This is a genomic window from Streptomyces sp. NPDC017991, from assembly GCF_044328075.1.
Taxonomy (GTDB): Bacteria; Actinomycetota; Actinomycetes; order Streptomycetales; family Streptomycetaceae; genus Streptomyces.
The window spans coordinates 119,881-132,217 of sequence record NZ_JBIRGP010000010.1 but is presented as its reverse complement, the minus strand read 5'-3'; the positions used below and the strand labels follow the sequence as shown (position 1 = coordinate 132,217).

Sequence of the window (12,337 nt, the reverse complement as noted above, 5' to 3'; positions counted from 1 at the left end):
CGGCGGTCCGCGCCCGTGCGGCTCGCCCGCCTCGATCACCCTCTCGGTACGCGCGGCCACGAACGACGGCAGCGCCTCCCCGCACGTCCGCGCACGTGACCTTCGCTGCCGCAAGGTCGATACTGCCGATGGCAGCACCACCACCGACCACCATCCAGCCCATAGACGGACTGACGATCCGTCAGAAAAGTCAGCATTGGGTCAGCACAAGCACCGCCACGACCCGCTTCCAGCCGCTACGGACCGCCAAGATCCAGAACTCACGCCCTACCCTTTGACCAGCAACATCGCAGGTCGGACGCCTACCTGCGCAGCTCCCCAGGAGGTACGGATGAAAATGCTCATCAACGTCGCGGAAACCGTCGTGGCGGACGCGCTGCGTGGCATGGCCGCCGCGCATCCCGAGCTGACCGTGGATGTCGAGAACCGGGTGATCGTGCGGCGGGACGCCCCGGTGGCCGGGAAGGTGGGGCTCGTCTCGGGCGGCGGGTCGGGGCACGAGCCGCTGCACGGCGGGTTCGTGGGCCCCGGGATGCTGTCCGCCGCCTGTCCCGGCGAGGTGTTCACGAGCCCGGTACCGGACCAGATGGTACGGGCCGCCGCCGCCGTGGACAGCGGCGCCGGGGTGCTGTTCGTCGTGAAGAACTACACCGGTGACGTCCTCAACTTCGACATGGCCGCGGAGCTGGCCGAGGACGAGGGCATCCAGATCGCCAAGGTGCTCGTCGATGACGACGTGGCCGTCACCGACAGTCTCTACACGGCCGGCCGCCGAGGCACCGGCGCGACCCTGTTCGTGGAGAAGATCGCGGGCGCCGCCGCCGAGGAGGGCCTGCCCCTGGAGCGGGTCGAGGCGCTGGCCCGCCAGGTCAACGAGAACTCGCGCAGTTTCGGTGTCGCGCTCAGCGCCTGCTCCACGCCCGCCAAGGGCAGCCCCACCTTCGATCTGCCCGCCGGGGAACTGGAACTGGGCGTCGGGATCCACGGCGAGCCCGGCCGGGAGCGGCGGCCGATGATGACCTCGCGGGAGATCGCCGACTTCTCGGTGAACGCCGTCCTGGAGGACATGAACCCGCGCAACCCCGTCCTGGTCCTGGTGAACGGCATGGGCGCCACCCCTCTGCTGGAGCTGTACGGCTTCAACGCGGAGGTGCAGCGGATCCTGGTCGACCGCGGGGTCCCGGTGGCCCGCACCCTCGTCGGGAACTACGTCACCTCGCTCGACATGGCCGGCGCCTCGGTGACCCTGTGCCAGGTCGACGAGGACCTGCTGCGGCTGTGGGACGCGCCGGTGCGTACCGCGGGGCTGCGCTGGGGCATGTGAGGGGCCGCTCCCCCTCTCCGTTCCTCCCGGCGCGATCCGGCAACACCCTTACCACGCAAGGAGATACAGTGCTCGACGCCGACTTCTTCCGCCGTTGGATGACGGCGACCGCCGTGTCCGTGGAACACGAGGCGGAACGGCTCACCGCCCTCGACTCGCCGATCGGCGACGCCGATCACGGCAGCAATCTGCAGCGCGGCTTCCGGGCCGTAGCGGCCGTCCTGGAGAAGGACGAGCCGGGCACACCGGGTGCCGTCCTGACGCTCGCCGGACGCCAGTTGATCTCGACGGTGGGCGGCGCCTCGGGCCCGTTGTACGGGACTCTGCTCCGGCGCACCGGGAAGGCACTCGGTGACGCCGCCGAGGTGGACGAGCGGGAGTTCGCGCAGGCGCTGCGCACCGGTGTGGACGCCGTGATGCAGCTCGGTGGCGCGGCGCCCGGCGACAAGACGATGATCGACGCGCTCCTGCCGGCGGTCGACGCGCTGGGGCAGTCCTTCACCGCGGCACGGTCCGCGGCGGAGGAGGGCGCCCTGGCGACCGCGCCGCTGCAGGCGCGCAAGGGCAGGGCGAGCTATCTGGGCGAGCGCAGCATCGGGCACCAGGATCCGGGGGCCACCTCCTCGGCGATCCTGATCGCGGCGCTCGCGGAGACGGCCGGTGAGTGACCTCGTGAACGGCAGCACGGCCGAAGATGACGGCGCGAAGCTCGTGGGCGTCGTGCTCGTGTCGCACAGCGCCGCGGTGGCGGCCTCGGTCGTCGAACTGGCGACGGGGCTCGCGGGCGGTGGCACGCTCGCTCCGGTCGCGGCGGCGGGCGGTGACGGGGAGGGTGGCCTGGGCACCAGTTCCGAGCTGATCTCCGCCGCGGCCACCGCCGTGGACCGCGGTGCCGGTGTCGCCGTACTGACCGATCTCGGCAGCGCGGTCCTCACCGTGAAGGCTCTGCTGGCCGAGGGCGACGAACTGCCGCCGGACACCCGGCTGGTGGACGCGCCGTTCGTCGAGGGCGCGGTGGCGGCGGTCGTCACGGCGTCCGCCGGAGCGGACCTGGCGGCGGTGGAGGCCGCGGCAGCCGAGGCGTACACGTACCGGAAGGTGTGACACCGGTACGGGTCGCGGGTGCGGCTCCGGTACGTGTCGCGGTGTGGCTCCGGTACGTGTCGGGGGCGGGGGCGGCCGGCCGCTCTCCGCTCAGCTGCGGCCGACGAGTTCGCGGGCGAGCCGCTCCCCCTGGGCCGCGGCCGCCCCGGGGCTCTCGATGGGAGAGGCGCTGGAGCCCTTGAACAGGATGTAGGTGACCCCGGACGGCGCTCCGCCGCCCTTCGGGTCGGGGCGGATCCCGAGATTCCGGGCCAGGGCGTACGAGGCCTCGCCGATGATGTCGTCGGGGCCGACGTCGCCGACGACCGCGTAGCGGACACGGTCGCCGTGGATGACCGCGGCGACCGTCCCGCGCCGGACGTCGTGCTCCTGGTGGTTCCAGCGGTGACTGGGCCCGGGCACGACCACGTACGGCAGCCGCTCGGCGCTCAGCTGGCGTCCGTCGGACTGCTGGAAGGCGGTGGTGTCGCAGAAGAGCGGGTCGGTGCGCTCGTTGCAGTGCCTGCCCGGCCTGCCGTCGCAGTCGATGTCCAGGTCGGCCTTCCAGAAGACGGCCTCCCGCCTGCCGCAGACCTCGATGTCCGCGGGCTCGCCGTCGTCGCTGCTGAAGCGGTCGTCCGAGACGGGAGCGCAGTCGCGTACGGCGGCCAGGAGTTCCGTGGCCCGGACGTTCCCCGGACTCGGTGTCTTCCGTGCCTCCGCGGCACTACCGGCGCGGGGGACGTTCCCCGCGCTCGGGCCGCCGTGTCCGGCACGCTCGTGCCCGGCCTCGGGCGGCGGGGCGGCGCCGGGGAGCGCGGTGGGGGCGATCAGGGCGACACCGGCCGCGGCCAGCATCAGTGACCGGACACGCACGATAAGAGACCCTCTCCTGAGCGGGCACTGACGAACACTCGGCCCAATCTGGTGGGGGTCCGCCGACGCGGCCACTGATGGGGGGCCGTACGGTGCACGTCCGGTGACGCGTCGGGACGTACCGCGCGAGGTGTCGAGTGATGTGCCCGGTGACGTGCCCAGTGCCATGTCGGGTGACGTGTCGGGGGACGTGTCGTCGGGGGCCGGGTGGGCGGATTCGTCGACGACTCCGGCCACCCGGCCGCCCTCGCCGGCGCGGGATCAGCGACGACAGCGTTCCGCACCGTCGGCATGAACTTCCCTGCGACATGGGTGAGTTCAGCCGCTTAGAGGATGAGCATACGTAACGTACGGCCGAAATCGCGAACGGCGGCCCTCTTGTTGCGGCCCCACCCGGGACGCCATATTGGTCCGGACCAATCTCGTTGCGGAAAGGTCGAGGGAGGGCAGGGCTGTGCGACGCGTACTCCTGCGAGCCGCCGTGGTCGGGGGCGCGCTGCTCACGATGGTTTCCTGTGGCCAGACCGGGCAGGGCCCGGGCGAGGACGGCCGGCCTCCCGGGGCTCCGGCCGGTGTCACCGCGGCGGCGGGCAGCGCGACCAGCGTGCACGTCATGTGGAACCGGGCCTCGGGAAAACCCGCGGTGACCCGCTATGAGGTGTATCGCGGCACCACAAAGGTGAAGGAAGTGCCAGGTTCCGAGTACATGGTCGACATCACCAGGCTCAAGCCGTCGACCCGGTACGCCTTCTCCGTACGGGCGCGGGACGCCGACGGCAGGCTGGGGCCGCCGAGCGAGCGGGTCCGGGCCACCACGCCCGCCGCGACCGCAGCCGACGAGCGGGCCCCGAGCCGCCCGGGGCGCCCCGGCGGGAAGGCGATCGGGAGCCGGGCCGCGCAACTGTCCTGGACCCGGTCCACGGACGACCTGGGCGTGGCCTCGTACGACGTCTATCAGGGCGGCGCGAAGATCCACAGTGTGGGCGGTGCCCAGACGGCGACCGTGGTCACCGGGCTGCGGCCGGGGACGCGCTACTCCTTCACGGTCCGGGCGCGCGATGCGGCGGACAACGTCTCGCCCGCGAGCGGGGCCGTCAGGATCGCCACCCCGGCGGGCCGTGACGACGCGCAGGGCGCGGGCACCGGGGCGGGCATGGCGCCCTCCGCGTTCCGCGCCACGACACATCGCAAGGACGGGGCGTACTACCTCGATCTGTCATGGACGCAGCCGGAGGTGGACGGTGTGATCACTGAGTACCAGATCCAGCTCGGCCGGAAGCCGGTCACCTCGCTCGTCTGGGGCGCGACCCCTCCGCCCGGCAGGGCGACGTACAGCTTCTACGTGGGTCGGGAGGCCGGGCTCACCCAGCGGGTACGGCTCCGGGCGAAGCTGCCGGACGGCACGTGGGGCGCCTTCTCGGCGGAGCGGACGGTGACGACCGGGCAGCCCTGAGCAGAGCCCGGCATCCGGCCAATTGTTCACCTGTACGGTCCTGGTCCGCATGCGGAAACGGCGGCCGTCGCATTGGCTCGGTCCGAAGGCAGCACGGTCGTTCCCGACCCTCGGCGGCTCATGGGATGTACCGCCACCGTGCCGCTGGAGGGCAGTCCTATGCGTATCACTCAGACACTCGTCCGCTCCGGGCAGGCCATGGCGGTCGCCGCGCTGCCACTGGCCCTCACCGCGGGTATGCCCGGCGTGGCCGCCGCGGCCGCCACGGGGATCAATGTGACCACCAGTGGCGGGACGGTGCAGGTGACCACCGCCGCGTGTGTCACCAGGTCCAACGGATCGATGGGGAACGCCTCGCTGCTCTCCAGCGGTCAGGCGAACTTCGCACAGGGACGCCAGGTGGCCCTCTCCGGGACCAGCGGCAGTCAGTCCGCCGCCTGGTCGAGCGTCACCTCCGGCACCTACACCGTCATCGTGGTGTGTGCCGACGGCTCGACGGCGGGCACGCAGTCCGTCACCGTCTCGCCGGTCTCGACACCCACGATCTCGGCGACGGCTACGGCGTCACCTTCGCGCGGGGTGATGGGCGGTATGGGCAGCACCAGTCAGGACTACGGCACCGTCACCTACGCGGCGGGCGGGGTCCTGGTGGCCGCCGGAATCGGAGCCACCGTCTGGGTCCTGCGCCGGCGCTCCAAGCCGAACCGCCTGTGACCCGACCCCGGTGACCGGGCCGGTCAGGGGGGTGTGGAGCCCTCGGCCGGGATGCGTTCGAACTCCTCCAGCGCGTGTGTGAGCCAGCCCGTCCAGAAGGTCTCCAGATCGATCCCGGCACGCAGGACGAGATGCTGGAGCCGGTCCGCGGGAGCATCCTTCCCGGCTGGGAAGTCGCGCTGCTGGATCTCCTCGTACTCCGCCAACTGCCGCCGGTGCAGGTCGAGATGGCGGCGCAGATCCTCCCCGATGCCCGCGGTGCCGACCACCGCCGCCGCGCGCAGCCGCAGCAGCAGCGTGTCGCGCAGGGGCTTGGGGTCCTGGGACGCGGCGGTCCAGCGCGCCAGTTCGGCGCGGCCCGCCGGCAGGACCTCGTACCGCTTCTTCTGCCCGCGGGCCGGCTGCTGGGACGCGAGGGCCCTGATGGAGCCCTCGGCCTCCAGCTTTCCCAGCTCGCGATAGATCTGCTGATGCGTCGCCGACCAGAAGTAGCCGATCGACTTGTCGAAGCGGCGGGTCAGCTCCAGCCCCGACGACGGCTTCTCAAGCAGGGCGGTGAGGATCGCGTGCGGGAGTGACATGGGGTCATCCTAGGGACGGGTCCGGGCCGGCTCCGGGGGCCTACAGCGCCGCCGCCAGCTCGGTGCCCTGCTTGATGGCCCGCTTGGCGTCCAGTTCGGCCGCCACGTCGGCGCCGCCGATGAGGTGCACGCTGCGACCGGCGGCGCGCAGTGCCTCGTACAGGTCGCGGCGCGGTTCCTGGCCCGTGCAGAGCACGATGGTGTCGACCGCCAGGACGGAACTCTCGCCGTCGACGGTGACATGCAGTCCGGCGTCGTCGATGCGGTCGTACCGGACGCCGGGGACCATGGTGACTCCGCGGTGCTTGAGCTCGGCGCGGTGGATCCAGCCGGTCGTCCTGCCGAGCCCCGCGCCGACCTTGGACGCCTTGCGCTGCAGGAGGTGGACGCTGCGCGGCGGGGCCGGCCGCTCGGGGGCGCCGAGACCGCCGGGTGCCTGGTAGTCCATGTCGACGCCCCAGTGCCGGAAGTACGTCGCCGGGTCCTCGCTCGCCTTGTCGCCGCTGTCGGTCAGGTACTCGGCGACGTCGAAGCCGATGCCGCCCGCGCCGAGGATCGCGACCCGGTCGCCGACGGGGGCGTCGTCGCGCAGCACGTCGAGGTATCCGACGACGCTGGGGTGGTCCACGCCGGGGATCTCCGGGGTACGCGGGCCGACGCCCGTGGCGACGACGACCTCGTCGTACGCGGCGAGGTCCCCGTCACCGACCGGGGTGTTCAACCGGACGTCCACGCCGTGCAGTTCGAGCTGCGTACGGAAGTAGCGGATGGTCTCGTCGAACTCCTGCTTGCCGGGGACCTTGCGGGCCACGTTGAGCTGGCCGCCGATCTCTCCAGCGGCGTCGTAGAGGGTGACGTCGTGGCCGCGCTCGGCTGCGCCGGCCGCACAGGCGAGTCCGGCCGGGCCCGCTCCCACGACGGCGATTCGCTTACGGGTACGGGTCGGGGCGAGGACGAGTTCCGTCTCGTGGCACGCCCTCGGGTTCACCAGGCAGGAGGTGATCTTTCCGCTGAAGGTGTGGTCGAGGCAGGCCTGGTTGCAGCCGATACAGGTGTTGATGGCCTCGGGCCGGCCGGCCTGCGCCTTGCTGACGAAGTCGGGGTCGGCGAGCATCGGGCGGGCCATCGACACCATGTCCGCGTGCCCCTCGGCGAGCAACTGCTCCGCCAGTTCGGGGGTGTTGATGCGGTTCGTCGTCACGAGCGGAACCGACACGGCGCCCATGACCTTCTTGGTGACCCAGGCGTACGCGCCTCGCGGCACCGAGGTCGCGATGGTGGGGATGCGTGCCTCGTGCCAGCCGATACCGGTGTTGATGATGGTCGCCCCGGCGGCCTCGACAGACTTGGCGAGGGCGATCACCTCGTCGAGGGAGGAGCCGCCCGGGACCAGGTCCAGCATCGACAGGCGGTAGATGACGATGAAGTCGTCGCCGACGGCTGCGCGCACCCGGCGGACGATTTCGAGGGGGAACCGTGTGCGGTTCTCGTAGGAGCCGCCCCAGCGGTCGTCGCGTCTGTTGGTCCGGCCGGCGATGAACTCGTTGATCAGGTAACCCTCGGAGCCCATGATCTCCACGCCGTCGTAGCCGGCGCTCTTGGCGAGGCGGGCGGTCCTGGCGTAGTCGTCGATGGTCTGCTCGACCTCGTCGTCCGTCAGGGCGCGGGGGGTGTGGGGGCTGATGGGGGCCTGGAGTGCGCTCGGGGCGACCAGGTCGGGGTGGTAGGCGTACCGCCCGAAGTGGAGGATCTGCATCGCGATCTTCCCGCCCTCGCGGTGTACCGCGGCGGTGATCTCGGCGTGCTGTTCCGCTTCTGCCTCGGTGGTGAGTTTGGCGCCGCCTTCGTACGGGCGTCCCGCCTCGTTGGGGGCGATGCCGCCGGTGACGATGAGGCCGACGCCGCCGCGGGCCCTGGCCGCGTAGAACTCGGCCATGCGTTCGAAGCCGTGGTCGGCCTCTTCCAGGCCTATGTGCATGGAGCCCATGAGTACGCGGTTCGGCAGGGTGGCGAAGCCCAGGTTCAGCGGGTTCAGCAGGTGTGGGTAACGGGTCATTGGCCCCTCCGTGCGCGGCGTCGTCCCCATGGTTGTAGACGACGTCCGGGGCTTTGTGCAACTAGTTGCAAAAGGGTGGGGGTCCATTGTGACGAGAACCTCGCGGGTCCCTGCCGGGGGTTCGTTTGGGGGTTGGGGGGCGGAGGGCCGCCGGGGGGGGGGAGGGCGGGGAGCATCGCTAGGTGCGGGTGCATCGTGGTTGCTCGCGCCGTTCCCCGCGCCCCTTGAGGGGGTGGGGGCTTGGGGGCGATCTCACGTGCGGGAGCGTCGTGGCTGAGCGCGCCGTTCCCCGCGCCCCTAAAAGACGGCGCGCACCACCAAGGGGCGCGGGAAACGGCGCGACCAGCCAAGACGGACCCGCACACGCCCTACCTTCCTGGGGGCGCGGGGAACTGCGCAGCCAGCCACGACGCACCCGCACGCGCAAACCCGCGGCACACACCACCCCTCAGGGGCGCGAGGAACTGCGCGACCAGCCGCAACGAGCCCGCACACGCCCTACATTCTTGGGGGCGCGGGGAACGGCGCAGCCAGCCACGACGCACCCGCACGCGCGAACCCGCGGCACGCCCCACCCCTCAGGGGCGCGGGGAACGGCGCGGCCAGCCGCAGCGGGCCCGCGCGCGGCGTCCTGTCGTGCGCTTTGCGGAGCCGCGGGCTCAGGCGCAGGCGGCCCGCGGTCAGTTCTCCGTGCCGCCGCGAAGGAGGAGCGGACGTCGACCGATCACGACGTTCGCGTACAGCTCCTCCGAGACCTCCACGCGCGGTATCAGCCCCGCGGCGGCGAAGATCCCGACGGCCAGGTCCACCTGTCGTTCACTCGTCTCGACGAGCAGACTCCCCCCGGGCGCCAGCCACCCCGGCGCCTCCGCAAGCACGCGACGCAGGACGTCGAGCCCGTCCCCTCCCCCGTCGAGCGCGACGAGCGGTTCGTGGTCGCGGGCCTCCGGCGGCAGGAGCCCCACCTCCCCGGTGGGCACGTACGGCACGTTGGCGGTCAGGACCCCGACCCGCCCGCGCAGACCGCGCGGCAACGGCCCGAAGAGGTCGCCCTCGTAGACCCGGCCGAGTTCGCCGACGTTGCGGCGCGCGCAGCGAACGGCCACGGGGTCGATGTCGGCGGCATGCAGTTCGGCGCCGGGAAGCGACGCCACGAGCGCGGTACCCACGGCCCCCGAGCCGCAGCACAGGTCCACGACGACCGGCGTCCCGGAGGCGCGGGCGAGCGCGAGACCGACGGCTTGCCCAACCAGGAACTCGGTGCGTCGGCGCGGCACGAAGACGCCGGGTTCCACCGCGATCCGCAGACCGCTGAACTCGGCCCAGCCCAGGACGTGTTCGAGCGGCTGGCCCGCGGCTCGACGGTCCACCATGGCGGTGAGTTCGATCGGGGTACGGGCGGCGGCGAGGATGAGCCGCGCCTCGTCCTCCGCGAAGACACAGCCCGCGGAGCGGAGCTCGGTGACGACATGGACGTAAGAAGGTGGCATGGAAGCCGAGGAGCCTTTCGGGAAGCCGAAGGGCGCTCTCCGGGCCGACAGGGCCTAGGTCACCTGATGCCGACGAGGCCACGAGGCGGGAGCACCCGAGCTGACACAGCGGTAAATGGGGCTCACCTCCTTGGTCCGTCCTGGCCGGTACTGGTCCGGCGTGGCTGGGGCAGTCCTCAGCCGGACGGCAACATTACACGCCGAGGCCCCCGGCCGGAACGCGGACCCCGAACTGCCCTTCCGATTGCCCTGCACAACCAATAGTTGTAGCATGCAACCATCCGAGAAGGGGCAGACCCGTGACCGCAGCCGTGAACACAGACGTGCCCGCAGCCGACGTGGCCATCGAGACGATCCACCACGAGATGACGGCCTTCGCCCGCCGCGCCCGGGCCTCCGCCGGCCGTCTGCACCCCGAGCTGTCCCTGGTCTCGTACACGCTGCTCGGCCATCTGGAGGAGAGCGGCGGCTGCCGCGCCACCGATCTCGCCGCGCACTACGCCCTCGACAAGTCCACGGTGAGCCGGCAGGTATCGGCCCTCGAAGGCGCCGGGCTGATCGAGCGACGATCCGATCCGCAGGACCAGCGCGTCCAGGCGCTCCACCTCACGTCGGCCGGGACCGAGATCCTCGCCCAGGTGACCGCGAGCCGCCGGGTGGCCTTCCGCGAGCGGCTGGCGGGCTGGCCCGAGGAGGATCTGCGACGGTTCGCGGGCTATCTGCTGCGGTACAACGCTGCGGACCCCGGCACAGCTCCGGTCCCAGGTCCAGCCCCCAACCCAGGCTCAGGCCCAGCCCCGGCCCCAGGTCCAGGTCCAGGGCCAAGGCCAAGCGCCACCGCGTCCCCGGGCGGCTCCCCCCGCGAGCGGCTGAACGGCGCCTGAGCGAGCGGCCCCCGGCCTCCCCGCCCTTCAGCCGACCGCCACCACCCGTCCGTCCTCCCGCCGGCCCGGCCGCTCCGGCACCCGTGCCGCCAGGAACCTCGTCCTGCGCCGCAGCCGGAAGCCCAGCGACTCGTAGAGGCGGACGGCGGTGGCGTTGTCCGCGCCGGTGTGCAGGAACGGGGTCTCGCCCCGGGCGCGTATGCCGTGCGCGACCGCCAGGGTCAGCCGGGTCGCCAGGCCCTGGCCGCGGACGGCGGCATCGGTGCAGACCGCGCTGATCTCCGTCCAGCCGGGCGGATGCAACCGCTCCCCCGCCATGGCGACCAGGGCCCCGCCCCGGCGTATCCCGAGATAGGTGCCGAGCTCGACCGTGCGCGGCAGGAACGGGCCCGGTCTGGTCCGCTCCACGAGGGCCAGCATCTCCGGTACGTCGGCGGGGCCCAGCCGTACGGCCTCCGGGTCCGGCGCGGCGGCCAGGCCGTCGTCCACGAACTGCACGCCCTCCCCGCGGAACGTGATCTCCCAGCCCTCCGGGATCTCCCCGCGGAAGCCGGGCAGCGCGATCTCGTTGCCCGGTCCGGCGAGCGCCGCGACATCGGCCCAGTCGTCGGCGCCGGGGTCGTCGGGCAGCGCGAGCCAGGGCGACACGTCGGCGGGGTAGCGCAGCACACGGCCGCGGCGTTCGGCGAAGTGGGCGTGCGGACCGGTCAGCGAGGCCCGCGCGGGGTTGTCCAGGATGTGCGGCGTGGCGCTCATTCCGCGACCTCGATCACGACCTTGCCGCGGGCGTGGCCCTCTTCGACGGTACGCAGCGCCTCGGCGGCCTCTTCGAGGGGGAAGGTCCGCGTCACCAGGGGGTCGAGCCTGCCGTCGACGACGAGCCGGCCCACCTCGTCGAGCACCGCGGCGTCACGGGCCCGTACGACGGGTGAGCCGCCGAGACCCTCCACGATGTCCTTGCCGCCCGCGGTGATCAGCTTGGCGCGGTCCGTCACCAGTTCGGCCGCGGCCTCCAGGACCTCGCCGCCGACCAGGTCGTACACCGCGTCCACGCCGTCGGGCGCCAGCGCCCGGACGCCTTCGGCGAAGTCCGGGCCCGACGGCACGTGGGCGGCGCCGAGCGACTCGACCAGGTCCTTCTTGCCCGCGCTCGCCACGCCGATGACGTTCAGCCCGTCGGCGCGGGCGATCTGGACGGCCGCGACGCCCACACCGCCGCCCGCGCCCGTGACCAGCAGGGTCGCGCCCGTCGGCAGGGCCAGCTGGCGTACTCCGTCGTAGGCGGTGGCCGCCGCGACGGGCAGGGTGGCCGCGTCGGTGAAGGAGATCCCGGCGGGCTTGTGCGCGGTCACGGCCACGGGGAACAGCGCGTACTGGGCATAGCCGCCGGCCACGGGGTTGCCGAAGACCTCGTCGCCGATCTCGAAGCCCGTGACCCCCTCGCCGATCTCCTCGACGACACCGGCGGCCTCGTTGCCGAGGACGGCGGGCAGTTCACGCCGCTGCTGGCCGGGCCGCTGGTAGCCGGTGCGCTGCTTCCAGTCGACCGGGTTGACGCCCGCCGCCCGGACGGCGACCAGCAACTGGCCGGGCCCGGGGGACGGCCGGTCCTGCTCGACGAGGGCCTCGGTCTCCGGACCGCCGTACTGGGTGAAGACGTACGCCTTGGGCATCTGCTCCGTCACTCTCCTTCACGCGGATGAGGGCACTGGCCGGCTCTTGACCGGTTACCGGCCGGCTGTTGGCTGGGCACTATCGGCAAGGAAGATCGCGGGTACGGCTATTCCCGGGAACCTCCGGGCCCGGCGAGTGTTCATACGGCGGCAATGATCCCCGGTGGGGTGCCACCCGCGGGCCCGGTACCGTGGAGGGCGTA

The 12,337-nt window shown here is 72.3% G+C and carries 12 protein-coding genes; 6 read left to right on the top strand and 6 right to left on the bottom strand.

Annotated features, from left to right (window positions below; translation table 11 throughout):
* Window positions 1-331: 331 nt before the first annotated feature.
* From dhaK to ACH4DZ_RS28080, 3 genes are all read left to right on the top strand, one after another.
* Window positions 332-1,324, top strand: coding sequence for a dihydroxyacetone kinase subunit DhaK (dhaK, locus tag ACH4DZ_RS28090; RefSeq protein WP_398290140.1), 993 nt, complete (start codon window positions 332-334; stop codon window positions 1,322-1,324).
* Window positions 1,325-1,392: 68 nt separating this feature from the next.
* Window positions 1,393-1,992 carry a dihydroxyacetone kinase subunit DhaL gene (gene dhaL, locus ACH4DZ_RS28085; RefSeq protein ID WP_398290139.1) on the top strand — a complete coding sequence of 200 codons (600 nt, stop codon included), beginning with the start codon at window positions 1,393-1,395 and terminating at the stop codon, window positions 1,990-1,992.
* Complete coding sequence (locus tag ACH4DZ_RS28080; protein WP_398290138.1) at window positions 1,985-2,428, top strand: PTS-dependent dihydroxyacetone kinase phosphotransferase subunit DhaM; 444 nt, start codon at window positions 1,985-1,987, stop codon at window positions 2,426-2,428. The genes dhaL and ACH4DZ_RS28080 overlap by 8 nt, the downstream gene beginning before the upstream one ends.
* 90 nt (window positions 2,429-2,518) lie before the next feature.
* Here ACH4DZ_RS28080 and ACH4DZ_RS28075 read toward each other — a convergent pair whose 3' ends face one another.
* Window positions 2,519-3,283: a glycoside hydrolase family 75 protein gene (locus tag ACH4DZ_RS28075; RefSeq protein WP_398290137.1), complete on the bottom strand. Its 765-nt coding sequence runs from the start codon at window positions 3,281-3,283 to the stop codon at window positions 2,519-2,521.
* 454 nt (window positions 3,284-3,737) lie between these two features.
* Here ACH4DZ_RS28075 and ACH4DZ_RS28070 point away from each other — a divergent pair, with 454 nt between their 5' ends.
* Together ACH4DZ_RS28070 and ACH4DZ_RS28065 are read left to right on the top strand one after the other, a co-directional pair.
* Entirely contained in the window at window positions 3,738-4,736 is a 999-nt protein-coding gene (locus ACH4DZ_RS28070) for a fibronectin type III domain-containing protein (protein WP_398290136.1), read from the top strand.
* 159 nt (window positions 4,737-4,895) lie between these two features.
* Window positions 4,896-5,450 (top strand): hypothetical protein, encoded by a 555-nt coding sequence (locus ACH4DZ_RS28065; protein WP_398290135.1) that lies wholly within the window; start codon window positions 4,896-4,898, stop codon window positions 5,448-5,450.
* A 23-nt stretch (window positions 5,451-5,473) separates the two neighbouring features.
* Here the strand turns inward: ACH4DZ_RS28065 and ACH4DZ_RS28060 are convergent, their stop codons facing one another.
* The 3 genes from ACH4DZ_RS28060 to ACH4DZ_RS28050 form a co-directional block, all read right to left on the bottom strand.
* The gene (locus ACH4DZ_RS28060) at window positions 5,474-6,031 is read right to left on the bottom strand and encodes a PadR family transcriptional regulator (RefSeq protein WP_398290134.1); all 558 of its coding nucleotides are present in this window, start codon (window positions 6,029-6,031) and stop codon (window positions 5,474-5,476) included.
* A 40-nt stretch (window positions 6,032-6,071) separates the two neighbouring features.
* On the bottom strand, window positions 6,072-8,087 hold the full coding sequence (locus ACH4DZ_RS28055) for an FAD-dependent oxidoreductase (protein WP_398290133.1): 2,016 nt from the start codon (window positions 8,085-8,087) through the stop codon (window positions 6,072-6,074).
* Between the two features lie 680 nt (window positions 8,088-8,767).
* Window positions 8,768-9,577, bottom strand: coding sequence for a putative protein N(5)-glutamine methyltransferase (locus ACH4DZ_RS28050; RefSeq protein WP_398290132.1), 810 nt, complete (start codon window positions 9,575-9,577; stop codon window positions 8,768-8,770).
* Between the two features lie 365 nt (window positions 9,578-9,942).
* On the opposite strand from ACH4DZ_RS28050, the gene ACH4DZ_RS28045 reads away from it, so the two are divergent.
* Complete coding sequence (locus ACH4DZ_RS28045) at window positions 9,943-10,461, top strand: MarR family winged helix-turn-helix transcriptional regulator (protein ID WP_398290364.1); 519 nt, start codon at window positions 9,943-9,945, stop codon at window positions 10,459-10,461.
* 27 nt (window positions 10,462-10,488) lie between these two features.
* Here ACH4DZ_RS28045 and ACH4DZ_RS28040 read toward each other — a convergent pair whose 3' ends face one another.
* Window positions 10,489-11,217: a GNAT family N-acetyltransferase gene (locus ACH4DZ_RS28040; protein ID WP_398290131.1), complete on the bottom strand. Its 729-nt coding sequence runs from the start codon at window positions 11,215-11,217 to the stop codon at window positions 10,489-10,491.
* Complete coding sequence (locus ACH4DZ_RS28035; RefSeq protein ID WP_398290363.1) at window positions 11,214-12,134, bottom strand: zinc-binding alcohol dehydrogenase family protein; 921 nt, start codon at window positions 12,132-12,134, stop codon at window positions 11,214-11,216. Before ACH4DZ_RS28035 ends, ACH4DZ_RS28040 begins: the two co-directional genes overlap by 4 nt.
* Window positions 12,135-12,337: the final 203 nt, after the last annotated feature.

Excerpts from the sequence above, each read along its gene's own strand:
- dhaK (WP_398290140.1), top strand. The coding sequence starts at position 332 with ATGAAAATGCTCATCAACGTCGCGGAAACCGTCGTGGCGGACGCGCTG.
- ACH4DZ_RS28065 (WP_398290135.1), top strand. The coding sequence starts at position 4,896 with ATGCGTATCACTCAGACACTCGTCCGCTCCGGGCAGGCCATGGCGGTC.
- ACH4DZ_RS28060 (WP_398290134.1), bottom strand. The coding sequence starts at position 6,031 with ATGTCACTCCCGCACGCGATCCTCACCGCCCTGCTTGAGAAGCCGTCG.
- ACH4DZ_RS28055 (WP_398290133.1), bottom strand. The coding sequence starts at position 8,087 with ATGACCCGTTACCCACACCTGCTGAACCCGCTGAACCTGGGCTTCGCC.
- ACH4DZ_RS28050 (WP_398290132.1), bottom strand. The coding sequence starts at position 9,577 with ATGCCACCTTCTTACGTCCATGTCGTCACCGAGCTCCGCTCCGCGGGC.
- ACH4DZ_RS28045 (WP_398290364.1), top strand. The coding sequence starts at position 9,943 with ATGACGGCCTTCGCCCGCCGCGCCCGGGCCTCCGCCGGCCGTCTGCAC.
- ACH4DZ_RS28040 (WP_398290131.1), bottom strand. The coding sequence starts at position 11,217 with ATGAGCGCCACGCCGCACATCCTGGACAACCCCGCGCGGGCCTCGCTG.
- ACH4DZ_RS28035 (WP_398290363.1), bottom strand. The coding sequence starts at position 12,134 with ATGCCCAAGGCGTACGTCTTCACCCAGTACGGCGGTCCGGAGACCGAG.